At 75.8% G+C, this 16,749-nt stretch carries 13 protein-coding genes; 7 read left to right on the forward strand and 6 right to left on the reverse strand.

What is annotated here, in order from left to right:
- Window positions 1–28: 28 nt before the first annotated feature.
- Both AB0C84_RS25910 and AB0C84_RS25915 read right to left on the reverse strand, forming a co-directional pair.
- Window positions 29–976, reverse strand: a complete 948-nt coding sequence (locus tag AB0C84_RS25910; RefSeq protein ID WP_361071089.1) for a pyridoxal-phosphate dependent enzyme — start codon at window positions 974–976, stop codon at window positions 29–31.
- Window positions 973–1,170, reverse strand: coding sequence for a hypothetical protein (locus AB0C84_RS25915; RefSeq protein WP_361071092.1), 198 nt, complete (start codon window positions 1,168–1,170; stop codon window positions 973–975). Before AB0C84_RS25915 ends, AB0C84_RS25910 begins: the two co-directional genes overlap by 4 nt.
- Window positions 1,171–1,188: 18 nt before the next feature.
- Between AB0C84_RS25915 and AB0C84_RS25920 the strand changes: the two genes are divergently transcribed.
- Window positions 1,189–1,827 carry a hypothetical protein gene (locus AB0C84_RS25920; RefSeq protein ID WP_179847643.1) on the forward strand — a complete coding sequence of 213 codons (639 nt, stop codon included), beginning with the start codon at window positions 1,189–1,191 and terminating at the stop codon, window positions 1,825–1,827.
- Here AB0C84_RS25920 and AB0C84_RS25925 read toward each other — a convergent pair.
- From AB0C84_RS25925 to AB0C84_RS25940, 4 genes are read right to left on the reverse strand one after another with little or no spacing between them, the layout of a single operon-like run.
- Complete coding sequence (locus AB0C84_RS25925; RefSeq protein WP_361071096.1) at window positions 1,808–3,994, reverse strand: DUF3488 and transglutaminase-like domain-containing protein; 2,187 nt, start codon at window positions 3,992–3,994, stop codon at window positions 1,808–1,810. The genes AB0C84_RS25920 and AB0C84_RS25925 overlap by 20 nt on opposite strands.
- On the reverse strand, window positions 3,991–5,121 hold the full coding sequence (locus tag AB0C84_RS25930) for a DUF58 domain-containing protein (protein ID WP_361071099.1): 1,131 nt from the start codon (window positions 5,119–5,121) through the stop codon (window positions 3,991–3,993). Before AB0C84_RS25930 ends, AB0C84_RS25925 begins: the two co-directional genes overlap by 4 nt.
- Before the next feature lies 1 nt (window position 5,122).
- On the reverse strand, window positions 5,123–6,106 hold the full coding sequence (locus tag AB0C84_RS25935; RefSeq protein ID WP_361071102.1) for a MoxR family ATPase: 984 nt from the start codon (window positions 6,104–6,106) through the stop codon (window positions 5,123–5,125).
- A 58-nt stretch (window positions 6,107–6,164) separates the two neighbouring features.
- Window positions 6,165–8,303 carry a fibronectin type III domain-containing protein gene (locus AB0C84_RS25940; protein ID WP_361071104.1) on the reverse strand — a complete coding sequence of 713 codons (2,139 nt, stop codon included), beginning with the start codon at window positions 8,301–8,303 and terminating at the stop codon, window positions 6,165–6,167.
- A 268-nt stretch (window positions 8,304–8,571) separates the two neighbouring features.
- Here AB0C84_RS25940 and AB0C84_RS25945 point away from each other — a divergent pair, with 268 nt between their 5' ends.
- From AB0C84_RS25945 to AB0C84_RS25970, 6 genes are read left to right on the forward strand one after another with little or no spacing between them, the layout of a single operon-like run.
- Window positions 8,572–9,339, forward strand: a complete 768-nt coding sequence (locus tag AB0C84_RS25945; RefSeq protein ID WP_258942225.1) for a M50 family metallopeptidase — start codon at window positions 8,572–8,574, stop codon at window positions 9,337–9,339.
- Between the two features lie 58 nt (window positions 9,340–9,397).
- Window positions 9,398–10,717, forward strand: coding sequence for an SWIM zinc finger family protein (locus tag AB0C84_RS25950; protein WP_361071107.1), 1,320 nt, complete (start codon window positions 9,398–9,400; stop codon window positions 10,715–10,717).
- A complete protein-coding gene (locus AB0C84_RS25955) occupies window positions 10,714–12,231 on the forward strand; it encodes a DUF5691 domain-containing protein (protein ID WP_361071110.1) in 1,518 nt (505 codons plus the stop codon). The genes AB0C84_RS25950 and AB0C84_RS25955 overlap by 4 nt, the downstream gene beginning before the upstream one ends.
- A 59-nt stretch (window positions 12,232–12,290) precedes the next feature.
- Window positions 12,291–13,361, forward strand: coding sequence for an AAA family ATPase (locus tag AB0C84_RS25960; protein WP_308206509.1), 1,071 nt, complete (start codon window positions 12,291–12,293; stop codon window positions 13,359–13,361).
- A complete protein-coding gene (locus AB0C84_RS25965; RefSeq protein WP_361071113.1) occupies window positions 13,358–15,556 on the forward strand; it encodes a DUF5682 family protein in 2,199 nt (732 codons plus the stop codon). Before AB0C84_RS25960 ends, AB0C84_RS25965 begins: the two co-directional genes overlap by 4 nt.
- Entirely contained in the window at window positions 15,553–16,746 is a 1,194-nt protein-coding gene (locus tag AB0C84_RS25970) for a VWA domain-containing protein (RefSeq protein ID WP_361071116.1), read from the forward strand. The genes AB0C84_RS25965 and AB0C84_RS25970 overlap by 4 nt, the downstream gene beginning before the upstream one ends.
- The last annotated feature ends 3 nt before the right edge of the window (window positions 16,747–16,749 follow it).

Raw genomic sequence — 16,749 nt, forward strand, 5'->3', positions numbered from 1 at the left:
CGCGGGAGATCCCCGGAAACGGCGGTGCTCAGTGACCGCCGGTGTCCCCGCCGATGGCGGCCGTGTAGGCCGGGACGGTGATGTTGCGGCCGGACACGACCACCACCAGGCGCCCGGCGGCCTCGACCTTCCCGGCCAGGACGGCGGCGACCGCCGCGGCGCCCGCGCCCTCGGCGACGAGGCCGTGCTCGTGGAACAGCAGGCGCAGCGCGGCGCGGATCTGGTCGTCGGTGACCGCCGTCATCTCGGCGGTGCGCCCGATCACCTCCGGGGTGACGCAGCCGGGTTCGAGGTTGCCGGGCAGCCTGTCGGCGAAGGTGTCGCCCACCTCGACCCGGGTGACCCGCCCGGCCGCCACCGACGCCGAGACGCCGCGCGACACCGCCGACTCCACGCCCACGATCCGCACGTCGCCGCGCTCGCGCGCCCACAGGCACAGGCCGGCGACGAGCCCGCCGCCCCCGACCGGCGCGACGACCGTGAGGGGGCCGTCGGCCTGCCGGTCGAGTTCGCGCCCGATGGTGCCCTGCCCCGCGATGACCGCCGGGTCGTTGTAGGGCGAGACGAAGCGGCCGGGCAGCGTCATCGCGTGCGCCTCGGCCTCGTCGTAGGTCGTCCCGTGCTGGACGAGGCGCACCGGGAACGCGCGGATCCTGTCGACCTTGACCTGCGACGCCCGGGTCGAGACCACGACGGTGACGTCCGCGCCCGCCTTCGCGGCCGCGTACCCCATGCCGAGACCGTGGTTGCCCGCGCTCGCCGTGACGGCCGGCTCCCCCTCCGGGAGCGCGGCGACCGCCGCGAGCGCGCCCCGCACCTTGAACGCGCCCGTCGGCTGGAACGTCTCCAGCTTCAGCAGCGCGCCCGGCGCCAGACCCGACGGGACGAGGGGCGTGGGGACGAGTTCGGCGGACACGGTCCGCCAGGCGCGGTCCAGGTCGTCCGGGCCGGGCGGCCGGACGGGGCGCACCGTCACGCCCGCTCCTCCGGCGACCCGTCCAGCCGCTCGTGGAGGCGCTCCCGGATCTCCTCGGGGGTGTAGGCCCGGCGGCGGCGCTCGGCGCGCACGATCACGGCCCCGGTCGCGGCGACGCCGAGGAACCCGGCGACGCCCAGCGCCTTCCAGAGATTCGCTGCTTTCCAGAGGCCGGACCCGCTCAACGTGCGCATACGGCTACCGTAGCGACCATGCCGGGCACGAGCATCTCCCTCGCCGAGGCCGTCGAGCTGACCCGCACCGGGGACGTGTGGCTGTTCCGCGGCCGGACGGTCGCCGACCGCGCCATCCAGATGACGACCAACAGCCCCGTCAACCACGTCGGCATGGCGGTGGTGATCGACGATCTGCCGCCGCTGATGTGGCACGCCGAGCTCGGCCGCTCGCTGCGTGACATGTGGACGGGCGGGCACCACCGCGGCGCGCAGCTGCACGACCTGCGGGAGGCGGTGCTGGCCTGGGGGAACCGCTACGGCCAGCGGGCCTGGCTGCGGCAGCTCGACCCGCCGCCGGACCGGGCGACGGAGGACGCGGCGCTGCGCGCGGTGGCGCGGCTGGACGGCACGCCGTTCCCCTCCACGTCGAAGCTGGCGACGCGGTGGCTGCGCGGGCGGGTGCCGATCCGGCGGCCCGCCGAGCGGGACGCGAACCTGGAGACGGCGTTCTGCGCGGAGATCGTCGCGGTGACGTACCAGTCGATGGGGCTGCTGCCGAAGGGGCGCCGCCCGAACTGGTTCGACCCGGGCCGGTTCTGGAGCGGGGACGACCTGGAACTGGAGACGGGCGCGGTGCTCGGCGGCGAGATCGCGGTCAGCGTCCCCGCGTCCTGACGGCCCGGCGGTCCCGCAGCGACCGCGGGTGCAGGCGGCGCCGGAGGCGGCGCAGCCGGCCGGCCCGCGCGGTGACGAGGCGCCCGAGCTCGTCGGTGTGACGCCACGCGCGCTCGGCGGCGCCGGGGTCCGGGTGGGACGCGGCGAAGCGGCTGCGGTTGACGAGGTCGGCGAGCGGCCCGAGGTGGCCGTGGGCGTCGTCGCCGACGGCGGACGCGCCGAAGCGGGCGACCTCGTGCGCGGTCAGCGTCCGGGCCGTGGACAGGCCGACGTCGGCGAGGTGGTCGAGGGCCTGGTGCCAGGCGCCGGTGATGCGGGCGGCGGGCGTCCCGGTCCTGCGCCGCCGCCTCCGCAGGGCGGGAGCGAGGAGGACGGCGCCCAGGTAGCCGATGACGAACACGCCCACCGCGACCGAGGCGAACACCCACCACGGCGCGGGGCGGTCGCCCGCGGTGCCCGGCTTCTCCGGGCCCTTCTGCGTCGTGTCGCCCGGCCCTTGGCCGCGCTGCTGGGAGGCCGCGTTCTTCTGGGCCTGCTCCAGCTTCTGCTCGGTCTCCCCCGCCGCGACGGAGTCGTTCTTCTTGGATCGTCGCGCGCTGTCGGGGAGCGGGTTGAACCGGATCCAGCCGAGCCCGTCGAACTTGACCTCGGGCCACACCATCACGTCCCCGGACCGGACCTGGACGGTGTCGCCCGCGCGGTCGCCGCCGTCGAAGCCCACGATGACGCGGGACGGCAGGCCGATCGTCCGGGCGAGCAGGGCGTAGGCGGTCGCGAAGTGCTCGGGCGTGCCGCGCCTGCCCTCGCCGAGGAAGTAGTCGAGCTGCCGGTAGCTGTGCCCCGGCGGGGCGGTGACGTCGTACCGGGCGTAGCGCTTGAGGTACTGGGCGAGCATCGCGGCCTTCTGGATGGGCGACACGGCGCCCTGCGTCGCGGCCTGGGCGAACCTGCGGAACTCGGCGATCTGGACGGGCGGCTCCTTCGCGCCGGGCCCCCACGGCAGCTCCCGCGCCGCCCTGGCCTCGGCGTCGTTCGCGACGGCCGCACCGGCGAGGTCGTCGGCCGTCCATTCGGGGACGACGGAGTCGACGCGGTAGGCCTGGCCGGGGCGCAGCGGCTGCGCGGCGGCCAGCGCGCCGCTGCCGGGGTCGACGACGACGGGGAGCCCGGTGACCTCCCGCGGCCGGTCGGCGGCGGGCACCCACACCCCCGGCAGGTCGCGGATCGTGATGCGCTGCGCGACCTCGTGCTCGCGCTCGGGGTCCGGCCCCTGCGGCACGCGGCTCCCGGTCGGGACGAACCGCGCCGTGGACGACCACGTCACGCCGTCGAACCGGTCCAGGACGGCGAGCCGCTCGATCTCGTTCCGCTTCGACTCGACCGTGAACATCACCTGGTCGGGGCTGAGCAGCCAGCCACCGACGCGGTCCAGCGGGCTGACGCCGTCGCGCTGCTGCGGCGGCGGCGCCTGCACCTGCTCCCGCGGGTTGTAGGGGTCGGCACTGACGGGGACGACGGGACCGGCGGCGAACGCCAGCGCCCCGAGGACGGCCGCGGCGGGGACACCGATCAGAAGGGGCCGCCAGGCGACGCCCGAGCCCGGTCCGTCCGCGCGGACCAGGACCAGCACGGCGATGAGGACGACGGTCGCGGCGGCCGCCGGCAGGTTGGATCCGGGGCCGTCCACCCCGAGCAGCAGCGCGACCGCCCACACGCCGAGCACGGGCACGCACGGCGCGGCGCGCAGCGAGGTGCGCAGCGCGAGCTCCGCCGCGGCGAACGCCCCCAGCCACACCACCAGGTGAACCAGGACGAGGTACTCCGGTTTCGCGGGGGCGGGCAGCAGCGTGGTCAGGATCGACTTCCACGAGCCGAGCACGCCCTCGCGCAGCGTCTGCGGCAGCGTCCCGTCACCGAGGGCGGGGCGCAGGACGGTGACCGAGACCGTCCCCGCCCAGGCGACGACGGTCAGCACCAGCGAGATCCACAGCGGCCACGGGCCCTTGTCCTTGCGCGGCCCCGACAGCAGCCCGCACAGCAGCGTCGGCACCACCGCCGCGACCGCGGCGACGGGGACGACCGGCCCGAGCCCGAAGACCCGCTGGAACGCCAGCCCGGCGACCGCGGCCAGGCAGGCCGTCACGGCGATCGACGCGTACCTGGTCACCGGGCGCTGCCCAGCCGGCGCCACGCCTCCGCCAGCCCCTCCAGGTCGGTGAAGTCGACGATCTGGACGCCGGGCGGTGCCGCCGCGGGCTCCCGCGGGCGGACCCGCAGCACGACGATCCGGTCGAAGCGGCTGCGGACGGCCGCGATGCGCCCGAGCTCGGCCGCGTCCGGGGTGATGACGACCAGGGACCCGCCCGGGCGCACGCGGCGCACCGCGTCGACGGCCGAGCGCGGCCCCTCCCGCGTCTGGACGGAGGTGAGCCGGTCGAGCAGGACCTCCACGTCGTCCGGCCCGCCCCGCGTGTCGGCCACCTGGCCGTCGCCGGTGAGGATCCGGACGGGGAAGCTCGCCGACGCGGCGCCGGCCGCGACCGACGCCGCCGCGTCCACGGCCAGCTCGAAGTCGTCGGACTCCGGCCACGAGCCGGGGCGCGCCTCCAGCACGACCGTCGTCGTCGGCAGGCTGGCGTCCACGAGCTGGCGGACCATCAGCGTCCCGGTGCGGGCCGACGACTTCCAGTGGATGTGGCGCAGCTCGTCCCCGATCACGTACTCGCGCAGCGCGTGGAACGTCGCCGTCCCCGCCGGGGACCTGTCGCTGGTCGGGCCCTCCAGGTGGTGGGCGCGGCCGGACGGCAGCAGCGCCAGCCGCACCGTCCTCGGCCGGACGAGCAGGACCCGCGGCGCCCCGTACTCCCGCACCCGGCGCGCCAGCCGGAGCGGGTCGGCGCGCACCAGCCGCAGCGGCCCCACCGGGATCTCGCCGCGCCGGGACGTCGGCAGCCGGTAGGTCACGGTGCGCCCGCCGCCCGGGCGCAGCCGCGGGATGTCGACCGCGACCGGGGTGGAGCCCGCCGCGTCCTCGGCGCTGAGCCCGCGGACGCCGCGCCCCCTGTTCGTCACGTGCAGGACCCCGACGGCGGGCTCGCCGCGCTCCACCCGCGCCGGCGCGATCTCCCTGCCGACCTCCAGCTTCGGGCGCGGCAGCGTCCACAGCGCCGCCGCCCCGACCGCGGCGAGGCCCGCGACGGCCAGCACGGCGGGCTCGGGGTAGCCGAGCCACCAGCCGGCCGCGTACAGCAGGACCGACCCGGCCGCCGTCCCCCACCCGAGCGGCGTCAGCACGTCACACCCCGGCGGCCTGCGGCGTCGGGACGCCGCCCAGCGCCTCGGTGACCACGTCGGCGCCCGAGCGCCCGCGCAGCTCCGCCTCCGGCGTGACGATCAGCCGGTGCGCGATGACCGGCACCGCGAGCGCCTTCACGTCCTCGGGAACGATGTAGGAGCGGCCGGCCGCCGCGGCCCGCACCCGCGCGGCGCGCAGCAGCGCGATGCTGGCCCGCGGGCTCGCGCCGAGCCGCAGGTCGGGGTGCTCGCGGGTGGCGGCGACGACGCGCACGAGGTAGTCGAACAGGGGCGGCGCGACGTGCAGCCGCTGCGCGAAGTCGATCATCCGGGCGAGGTCCTCGCGGCTCATCACCGGCGGCATCTGGTCGAGCGTCGCGCCGGTCGGGGCCCCGGCCAGCAGCGCCACCTCGGCCTGGTGGTCGGGGTAGCCCATCGAGATCCGCATGAGGAACCGGTCGAGCTGCGCCTCCGGCAGCGGGTAGGTGCCGTCCATGTCGACCGGGTTCTGCGTGGCGATCACCATGAACGGGCGCGGCACCGGATGCGGGACGCCCTCGACGGTGACCCGGCGCTCCTCCATGACCTCCAGCAGCGCCGACTGCGTCTTGGGCGAGCCGCGGTTGATCTCGTCCGCGACGGCCAGGTTCGCGAAGATCGGTCCGGGGTGGAACTCGAACGCGCTCGTCCCCTGGTTGAAGATCGACACTCCGGTGATGTCGCTGGGTAGCAGGTCGGGCGTGAACTGGATGCGGGCCCACTCGGCCTCCACCGACGCCGACAGCGCCCGTGCCAGCGTCGTCTTGCCGACGCCCGGGACGTCCTCGATCAGCAGGTGCCCCTCCGCCAGCAGGCAGGTCAGCGCCAGCTCGACCTTGTCCCGCTTGCCGCGCACGACCCGCTCGATGTTGCCCGCCAGCGCCGCGAACATCTGCGCGAACCGCCCGGCCAGCGCGTCCGCGTCCACCGCCGCGTTCTCAGTCATGATCCGCATCCCCGCGCGTTCGACATGGTTCGTTCGCCCTCGGTCCGGCCCGTGCCGCTCACATCTGGCATTCGAAGAGGCCGTCCGACGGGTAGCCGTTCTTGGAAGTGGCCACCAGGGTGTCGTTGAGGTAGCCGTTGCCGTACGACGTCTGGACTCGGTTCCAGACGTCGCTGCTCGTGTTGCTCTCCGCGTCGTGGTACGGGTCCCCGTGGACCTGGCACACCACGGTCATCGTGATGATCTGCCCCTTGGGGATCGTGCCCGTGGTGGGACCGGAGGTGTTCGGAGCCGACCGGATCAGGGTGTTGGTCTGGCCGTTGTTCTGGTTGCGGATCGGCTTCGTGGGATACGTGAGGTCCACGGTCTTCGCCAGCTCCGTGGACTCGCCGGCGCCGTTGCGGGCCCTGACGGTGACCTGGTGCGTCGTCGCGTTGGCCAGCCCGCGGACCGCCTGCGAGGTGCGCTTGGTCGTGAGGGTCCCGCTGGGCGAGGTCACCACGTACGTGACGTCGAAGCCGGACGAGGGGGCCCAGGTGAGGTCGGCTCCGTGGTTGACGGGGGTCGCGGTGAGGGTGGTCGGCGGGCCGGGGGCGGTGCAGGCGGTGGCGCCGACCTCGCCGGACTCGCTGTAGGCGGGCTTGCCGTCCTTCCCCTTGTACTCGGAGGCCACCTTGTAGAGGTGGGTCGTCGTGTCGCAGGTCAGGCCGCCGACGGTGAACGTCCCGCCCTGGCTGGTCCCGGGGAACTGCGCCGGCCTGGTGCCCGCGACCGGCCTGCCGTTCTGGCCGAGCAGGACGAACCGGGTCACCGGGTAGACGCCCTGCGGCTGCGCGGGCGCCGTGAACCGCACCTTGATCGAGCCGTTGTCGCCGGACGCGGCGGGCATGGGCGGATCGGGCGCGGTGGGGTCCTTCTTCACCGGCGGCCTGGAGGACGGCGGCGGCGTGACGGGGGTGGTGCCGCCGTTGCCCCGGCCGCCGCCGTTGCGGTTGCCCTGGCCCCCCGGGTTGGCCTGGACGGGCAGCGGGCGCCGCGCTCCGCCGGGGACCTTGTCCTCGTACTTCTTGATGCGCTTGACCCCGCCGTCCGGGCCGAAGGCGAGGGCGGTGGGGCCGTCGGGGTCGTTCACCCACAGCATGTGGTCGCGGACGAGGACCTCGATCGCGCCGCCGGGGCGCGTGGCCGCGACGGGCCGCTCCCAGGCGTTGCGCTCGGTGTTGAAGACCAGCAGCCGTCCGGACGTCCGGTCGGGCAGGTAGACGCGCTGCCCGAGGACGTTCGGGGGCTCGAAGGCGTGGCCGGGCACGCGCAGGGCCACAGAGTCGACCCGCCCGACGCCGGTGTCCAGCAGGTAGAGGGCGCCGCCCTCGCCGAGCATCGGGACTATCTGCCCGTCGGCGACCGCCGGGACCTTGACGCCGTTCGCGGCCCGCGCGACGGGCGCGGGCAGGTTGATCCGCCGGGTGCCCTCGGGGCGGACGATCAGCGCCGTCGCGGACGTGCTGTCGATGACCACGGGCGTTCCGGCGGCCATCGTCAGCGCGAGGCGGTCGCCGGCCTTCCCGGCCGCCACGGGCTCGCCCTGGCGGCCGGACGTGAACGGGACCACCTGGCCGGTCTGCGGGACGGGCACCCACAGCGCGCCGCCGGCGTCGATCCCGGCCTGCCCGAGCGGCGCGGTGAGGGTGGCGGGGGCGCCGACCGGGGCCAGGGTCAGCGGGTCGATCTGCTGGACCGCGCCCTTGACGAGGTCGACCGTGTAGGCGGCGCCGCCGCCGGAGACCACCTGCATGCCCGGCCCGCCGACCTGCCGGCTCTTGGTGATCTTGAGCTGGGAGGGGTCGATCCGGCTGACGACGCCGGAGTCCTCGTCGACCAGCAGCACCGTCGCGCCGTCCTGGACGACCTTGATGCGGTGGCCGCGCATCTGCGGCACCACCGGGGCCTTGCCGTCGACCTTGCCGGCCAGCCCGTTGGCGTGCACGACCAGGCCCTTCCCGCTCGCGCTCAGCCAGGCCCCCACGTCCGAGAGCCGGTACCGCGCGCTGGCGGTGCCCACGCCGTAGACGAGCGCGCCCACGGCGAGCACGCCGACCAGCCCGGCGGCGATCTGGCCGGTCAGCCTGTCACGCCGGAAGAATCGGAAAAGACCGCGCGGGCCGCCGGCCCGTGCGGAGGATCGGTCCCCGTTCAATCCCCGCTCACCCTCTCGGCGCGCCGGGAGCGGGGGCCGCTGGCCCGGGGCGCGAAGGCACCTTAACTGCTATACGGGGCGCTCCGGAATGAGATTGCGGAGATCGGCCTGGTGGATCGATGCCGGTCCGGCGGGTTACGGGTGACTCGCTATGACATTGATCACACATGCGACGGAAGGCGGGCATGCCCCGTCCGTCTGCCAGAGAACCGAACGCGAACGTTATCCAGGACGTCCTAGTGTTGGGCATCGCGACGACGACTCCGAGGTGGACGTGGAAAACGTGAGCATCGCCGACCTGTGGCACCGGGTGACCGGAACGCAGCCGGATCCGCCATGGTGGCTGGTGGCCCTCGTCGGCCTCGTGGCGCTCGCCTCGGTGGTCCACGGCCCGACCTGGCGGATGGCGCGCAACACCGTCACGATCGCGCACGAGGGCGGGCACGCGCTGGTCGCGCTGATCTTCGGCCGCAAGCTGGACGGCATCAAGCTCCACTCCGACACCTCGGGCGTGACCGTGTCGCGCGGCAAGCCGCACGGCCCCGGCATGATCTTCACGGCGATGGCGGGGTACGTCACGCCGCCGCTGCTCGGGCTGCTGTTCGCGCTGCTGCTGGAGGACGGCCGCATCACGCTGATGCTGTGGTTCACGCTGGCCCTGCTCGCCGCGATGCTCATCATGATCCGCAACGCCTACGGGGCGCTGTCGGTGATCGTCACGGGCGCGATCGTCTTCGCGGTGTCGTGGCTGGGCAGCGCCACGGTGCAGGCCGGGTTCGCGTACCTGGCCGCCTGGTTCCTGCTGCTGGCCGGCACCCGCCCGGTGATCGAGCTGCAGCGGATGCGGGCCCGGCACATGGCGCCTAGCTCCGACGCCGACCAGCTCCACCACCTCACCGGCGTCCCCGGGCTCGCCTGGGTGGGCCTGTTCGCGCTCACCGCCCTGGTGGCCCTGCTGGCGGGCGGCGCGCTCCTCATCCCGGACGTCTCGCTGCCCGACTTCCCGACCCCGCCGGGCTTCGGCGGGGTGGGCTGACGCCGGACCGGGGCCGCGATGCCGCCGACTGTCCGAGGCCGCCGATAGTTTCGGGGGTGTGACGGATCGGTGGTCTCGTGAGCAGGTGCTCGGGCTCGCGCCCGACGCGTCGTCCGCCAGGGCGGCGGGCGGCGTCGCCAAGCCCGCCAAGTGGGCGGCGACGGGGTGCGACGACGAGGCCGTGTGGGGCGAGTGCCGGGGCAGCGGCAAGTCCGCCTACCGGACGTGCGCCGACCTGACGGGCCCGGCGTTCCGGTGCACGTGCCCGAGCCGCAAGTTCCCGTGCAAGCACGCTCTGGCGCTGTTGTTCCTGTGGTCGGACGGCCTCATAAAAGCCGAAGGCGCTCCGGGGGGTGCGGGGGGTCGTCCGGGGTGGGTCGCCGAGTGGGTCGAGGACCGGCGGGGCCGGGCCGACCGGGCGGCCGAGCGGCGGGCCTCGTCGGCGGCCAGGGCCCGCGACCCGAAGACGGCGGAGCGGCGGGCCAGGCGGGTCGACGACGGGCTCGCCGAGCTGGACCAGTGGCTCCGCGACCAGGTCGCGCACGGGCTCGCGCAGGCGGAGAAGGCCCCCTACCGGCTGTGGGACGACGCGGCGCGGCGGCTCGTCGACGCGCAGGCGGGGGCGCTCGCGGGGCCGGTCAGGGGCCTGGCCGCGATCCCGCGCCGGCCCGGCTGGCCGGGCCGGCTGCTGGAGGAGTACGCGTTGCTGCGGCTGCTCGTCCGGGCCTACCAGCGGCAGGAGGAGCTGCCCGAGGGGCTGCGCGAGACCGTCCGCTCCCGGGTCGGGTTCACCGTCCCGCAGGAGGAGGTGCTGTCCGGCGGGGAGCGCGTCCGGGACCTGTGGTCGGTGACGGGGTCGCGCGACACCGCGCAAGACCTTCTCACCACGCGGCGGGTGTGGCTCCGCGGGAGCCGCACGGGGCGTCCCGCGCTCGTGCTGTCCTTCGCCGCGCCGGGCACGTCCCTGGACGGCTCGCTCGTCGTGGGTACGCAGGTCGATGCGGAGCTGGCCTTCTACCCGGGAGGGCAGCCGCTGCGGGCCCTGGTCGCCGACCGGTACGGGTCGCCCATGCGTGGCGCGCCCGCGGGGACGTCCGTCCGGGGCTTCCTGGACGAGCACGCGGCGGCCCTCGCGCTCGACCCGTGGCTGGACCGCTGGCCCGCGACGCTGGAGGACGTCCGCCTCGCGCGCACCGAAGGAGGAGACCTGCACGTCGTCGACGGCGCCGGTGACTCGCTGCCGCTCCGGATGGGCGATCCGTGGCGGCTGCTCGCGCTGTCGGGCGGCGGGCCGGTCACCCTGGCCGGTGAGTGGCGCCCGCGCGGCCTGCGCCCGCTGGCCGCGTGGCACGACGATGAGGGGACGGTGATCCTGTGACGGCGTGGGACGAGCACGTCACCGCCGCGCTGCTCGGCACCGAGCGCCGCGACCCGCCCGTCCTGGCGGAGGCGCCCGGCGGCGGGGACGGTGACGGCGACAAGGCGGGGCGGCTGCTCGACCAGGCGGCGCTGCTGGCCGTCCGGCGGCGGGCGGGGCAGGTCCCGTCGGGCACGCCCGCCGAGCCGGTGGCGCTGGCCCCGGTGGAGGACGTCCCGGCGGTCGCGAGGGCGGCGGCGGCCCGGCTGCGAAGGATCCTCGGCGGCGAGCAGATCCGGGTGCTGCCCGAATGGCTGGACGCGGCGGCCGCCCGTGGCCTGCGGGTGCCCGCCCAGTCGCTGCCCGACCTGCTGGAGCGGGGGCGCAGCGACCGGATGCTGCGGCCGTCGATCGCGCGGGCGTGCGGGCGGCGCGGCGTGTGGCTGGCCCTGCAGAACACCGACTGGGCCTACCTGGTGGGTTCGGGCGACGACCCCGGCGGCGGCCCCGAAGTGTGGGAGACCGGCACCCGCAACCGGCGGGTGGCCTACCTGACCATGCTGCGCGAGACCGAGCCGCGGCGCGCGCGCGAGCTCCTCCAGGAGACCTGGGCCAAGGAGCCGGCGCCCGACCGTGCGGCGTTCGTCGCCACGTTCGCGCACGGGCTCTCCCTGGACGACGAGGAGTTCCTCGAAGCGGCCTTGGGCGACCGGGGGAAGGACGTCCGGCAGCTCGCGTCCGACCTGCTGGCCCGCATGCCGGGCTCGGCGTACGGGGAGCGCATGGCCGCGCGCGCCCGGGCCTGCCTGTCGACGGAGGAGCGCACGGTCCGGGGCCGCAGGCAGACGTGGATCCGGGTGGAGCCGCCCCGCGCCCACGACGAGGACATGGCGCGCGACGGCGTCCCGTTCCATCCGACCGGGTCGTTCGCGCCGCGCGGCGGGGGCGCGCCGGTGGGGACGCGGGCCGCGTGGCTGCGCGAGATCCTGGCCCGCACCCCGCTGTCCACCTGGACGGAGCTGTTCGGGCTGCCGCCCGTGGAGATCGTGTGCCTGCCCGTCTCCGACTCCGAGGGCCGCGACGTCCACATCGGCTGGGCCCGCGCGGCCCTCGGCCAGCGCGACACCGCATGGGCGCGGGCGCTGCTCCGGGGCGGCGTCATGGTGGACGAGCCGGAGGCCCTCGCCGACCTGCTGTCGGTCCTGCCCGGCCCGGAGCGCGACCCGGCGGCGGCCGACCTGATCCGCTGGGTGGAGGGGCGGCCCGACCTGCTGCGGGTCCTGGAACGGGTGCCCGGCCCGTGGGCCGGGCCGCTCGCGGCGGCGGTGGTCGGGACGCTCGGCGCGTCCGCCGAAAACCCCACCCGCCGCGACGAGCACCTGGTCACGCAGCTGTGCCGGCTCGCCGACCAGCGGCTCGCCCCTGGCGCCGCGGCCCGCCTGGCGGCCCTCGGGCCGGCCGCGCCGCGGGCCGTCACCGATCTGATCGCGACCCTGCGTTTCCGCGACGAGATGCTGAAGGAGCTTGACCAGTGACCGAACAGGCACGCCCGGGGAGCCTCGACGACGGCTCCCCCGCGCCGACCGCGGGCGCCGTGCTGCGGCCGCACGCCGAGCAGGAGCACGCCGGCGAGCTGGCGCGGCTGGCCGAGCACGACGACCGGCCCCGGCCGCCCGGCTGGCGCCTGTCGCCCTGGGCGGTCACCACGTACCTGCTCGGCGGGGAACTGCCGGACGGCACGGCGATCAGCCCGAAGTACGTGGGGCCGCGCCGGCTGATGGAGGTCGCGGTCGCGACGCTCGCGACCGACCGGGCGCTGCTGCTCCTCGGCGTGCCCGGCACGGCGAAGACCTGGGTGTCGGAGCACCTCGCCGCCGCGATCAGCGGCGACTCCACGCTGCTCGTGCAGGGCACGGCGGGCACGGCGGAGGAGGCGATCCGCTACGGCTGGAACTACGCGCGGCTGCTCGCCGAGGGCCCCTCGGAGCGGGCGCTGGTGGAGAGCCCGCTGATGCGCGCGATGCGGCACGGCGCCGTCGCCCGCATCGAGGAGCTGACCCGGATGCCCTCCGACGTCCAGGACGCCCTCATCACCGTCCTGTCGGAGAAGACGCTGCCCGTGCCCGAGCTGAACACCGAGGTGCAGGCGCGCAAGGGCTTCACGGTCATCGCGACCGCCAACGACCGCGACCGGGGCGTGAACGAGCTGTCCAGCGCGCTGCGCCGCCGGTTCAACACGGTCGTGCTGCCGCTGCCGGAGTCCGCCGAGGACGAGGTCGCGATCGTCGCGCGCCGCGTCGACCAGATCGGCGCCGGGCTGGAGCTGCCCGAGAGCCCGGCGGGCCTGGAGGAGATCCGGCGCGTCGTCACGGTGTTCCGGGAGCTGCGGTCCGGGGCCACCGCCGACGGGCGCACCAAGCTGAAGTCGCCCAGCGGGACCCTCAGCACCGCCGAGGCCATCTCGGTGATCACCAGCGGGCTGGCCCTGGCCGCGCACTTCGGCGACGGGGTGCTGCGCGCCGCCGACGTGGCGGGCGGGATCGTCGGCGCCGTCGTCCAGGACCCGGTGTCGGACCGCGTCGTGTGGCAGGAGTACCTGGAGGCGGTCGTCCGCGACCGCACCGAGTGGCGGGACTTCTACCGCGCCTGCCGGGAGGTCTCTTGAGCCAGGTCGAAGTCTTCGGCATCCGGCACCACGGGCCGGGGTCGGCCCGCGCGCTGCGGGGTGCGCTGGAGGACTTCAAGCCGGACGCGGTGCTGGTCGAGGGGCCGCCCGAGGCCGACGCGATCGTGGAGCTGGCCGGCGATCCGGCGATGGTGCCGCCGGTCGCGCTGCTCGCCTACTCCGCCGCGCCCGCCGACGGCGACCGCAGGGCCGCGTTCTGGCCGTTCGCCGAGTTCAGCCCCGAATGGCAGGCGGTCAGGTACGCGCTGTCGGCGGGCGTGCCCGTCCGGTTCTGCGACCTTCCCGCCGCGAACCAGCTCGCGCCCGCCGAGGAGGAGCCGCCCGAGGAGGGGATCAGGCTCGACCCGCTCGGCTGGCTGGCGAAGGCCGCCGGGTACGACGACGCCGAGCGGTGGTGGGACGACGTGGTCGAGCACCGCCACGGCGGCCCGTCCCCGTTCCCCGCCATCGCCGAGGCCATGGCGGAGCTGCGCGGCGAGCTCGAACCGGCCCCGAGGGAGGAGCAGCGCGAGGCCCACATGCGCCGGACGGTCCGCCGCGCGCTCAAGGAGGGCCACGAGCGGGTCGCCGTGGTCTGCGGGGCGTGGCACGTCCCGGCGCTGCGCGCCAAGGTCCCGGCGAGCCGCGACGACCAGACGCTGCGCGGCCTGCCGAAGACCAAGGTCGCCATGACGTGGGTGCCGTGGACGCACGGGCGGCTCGCCGGGCGGTCCGGGTACGGCGCGGGCGTGCGCTCCCCCGGCTGGTACCACCACCTGTTCGCGGCCCGCGACCGCCCGGTCGAGCGGTGGCTGACCGCCGCCGCCCGCGTCCTGCGCGAGGAGGACCTGCACGTCTCCTCCGCGCACGTGATCGAGGCCGTCCGGCTCGCCGAGGCGCTGGCCGCGCTGCGCGGGCGCCCCCTCGCCGGGCTGGACGAGGTCACCGAGGCGACGCGGGCCGTGCTGTGCGAGGGCGCCGACCTGCCCGTCCGGCTCATCCAGGACCGGATGGTCGTCGGCGAGCGGCTCGGCGCCGTCCCGGAGCGGACCCCGATGGTGCCGCTGCAGCGCGACCTGCAGGCCGAGCAGCGGCGGCTCAGGCTCAGGCCGTCCGCGCTCGAGAAGGAGCAGGACCTCGACCTGCGCAAGCCCACCGACCTGGAGCGCAGCCGCCTGCTGCACCGGCTCCGCATGCTGGACGTGCACTGGGGCGTCCCCTCGGAGAGCCGCTCCAAGGGCACGTTCCGCGAGACGTGGACGCTGCTCTGGCGGCCCGAGTTCGACGTGGAGCTGATCGAGGCGAGCGCGTGGGGCACCACCGTGCGCGGCGCGAGCACCGCCCGCGCGCGGGAGGCGGCCGAGGGCGCCACCGCCCTCGCCGACCTCACCTCCGTGGCCGAGCGCTGCCTGCTCGCCGACCTCGGTGACGCGCTCCCCGCGGTCATGCGCGCCCTCGCCGACCGCGCCGCGATCGACACCGACGTCGCGCACCTGATGGCGGCGATGCCGGCGCTGGTCCGCGCGCTGCGCTACGGCGACGTCCGCGGCACCTCCACCGGCCCGCTCGCCGCGGTGGTCGACGGCCTCGTCGTCCGCGTCTGCGTCGGGCTCCCGCCCGCGATCACCGGGCTGGACGACGACGCCGCCCGCGAGTTCCTCGGGCACGTCGACGCCGTCCACGGCGCCCTGGCCCTGCTCGACGACGAGAGCCACATCGAGCGCTGGCGCCGCACCCTGGAGGGCCTGCTCGGCCGCCCCGGCGCCCTGCACGGCCTCATCGAGGGCCGCCTCACGCGCCTTCTGCTCGACGCCGGGCGGCTGGACGACGTCCCCGACCGGATGGCGCGCGCCGTGTCCGTCGGCGAGGCGCCCGACCGCGCCGCCGCCTGGGTCGAGGGCTTCCTCGCGGGCGGCGGCCTGCTGCTCATGCACGACGAGGCGCTCCTGCGGCTCGTCGACGGGTGGATCGCCGGACTGCCCGCCGACTCGTTCACCGACGTCCTGCCCCTGCTGCGCCGGACGTTCGGCGCCTACCCCGCCGCCGAGCGCCGCGCCATCGGCGAGCGGCTCCGCCGCCGCGACCGCGCCCCCGCCGGGCGGGCCCGGCCCCCGGAGGACGACGTCGACGAGGCCCGGGCGGCGCCGGCCACCGCCACGGCCCTGCGGATCCTCGGATGGGAGAGGCCTGCATGACGAACGAGAGCCCGACCGGCGAGGGCACGGACGACCGGCTGCGGCGCTGGCGCCTGGTACTGGGCGGCGACCAGGCCGACGGGACGGGCGTGACGCTGGACGGCGACGACGTCCGCATGGACGGCGCGCTGGAGCGGCTCTACGGGGCCGGCGGCGGCGAGGGGCGGCCCCGGCCGGGGCGGCGCAGCGCCGGGCTCGGCGACTCGGCGCCCTCCGTGGCCCGCTGGCTCGGCGACATCCGCGCCTACTTCCCGTCGAGCGTCGTGCGGGTGATGCAGAAGGACGCGATCGACCGCCTCGACCTCACCCGGCTGCTGCTGGAGCCGGAGATGCTCGACGCGGTGGAGCCCGACGTCCACCTCGTCGGGACGCTGCTGTCGCTGAACCGGGTGCTGCCCGACAAGGCCAGGGAGTCGGCGCGCGCGGTGGTCCGCACCGTCGTGCGCGACCTGGAGCGGCGGCTCGCGCAGCGGACGCGCTCGGCCGTCGGCGGGGCCCTGGACCGGTCGGCGCGGGTGCTGCGCCCGCGGCGGCTCGCCGACGTCGACTGGGACCGCACGATCCGCGCGAACCTGCGCCACTACCTGCCCGACCAGGGCACCCTCGTGCCGGAGCGGCTGATCGGGTACGGGAGGCGGCGGCAGGCCGTCAAGCGGGACGTGGTGCTCGCGATCGACCAGAGCGGATCGATGGCGGCGTCGGTGGTGTACGCGAGCGTCTTCGGGGCGGTGCTGGCGTCGATGCGGTCGCTGCGCACGTCGCTGGTGGTGTTCGACACCAGCGTCGTGGACCTCACCGACCAGCTCCACGACCCGGTGGAGGTGCTGTTCGGCACGCAGCTCGGCGGCGGCACCGACATCAACCGCGCCGTCGCGTACTGCCAGGGCCTGGTCGCGCGCCCGGCCGAGACGACCCTCGTGCTGATCAGCGACCTGTACGAGGGCGGGATCCGCGACGAGATGCTGCAGCGGGTCGCGGCGCTCACGGCGGCGGGCGTGCAGGTCGTCGTGCTGCTCGCCCTGTCGGACGAGGGGGCGCCCGCCTACGACCACGACAACGCGGCCGCCCTGGCCGCGATGGGCGTCCCGGCCTTCGCGTGCACCCCCGACGCCTTCCCCGGCCTGATGGCCGCGGCCATCGAGCGCCGCGACCTCAAGGAGTGGTCCGAGCGCGCCGCGGGAGACCGGTGAGCG

The organism is Actinomadura sp. NPDC048955 (genome assembly GCF_040649435.1).
Taxonomy (GTDB): Bacteria; Actinomycetota; Actinomycetes; order Streptosporangiales; family Streptosporangiaceae; genus Spirillospora; species Spirillospora luteofluorescens.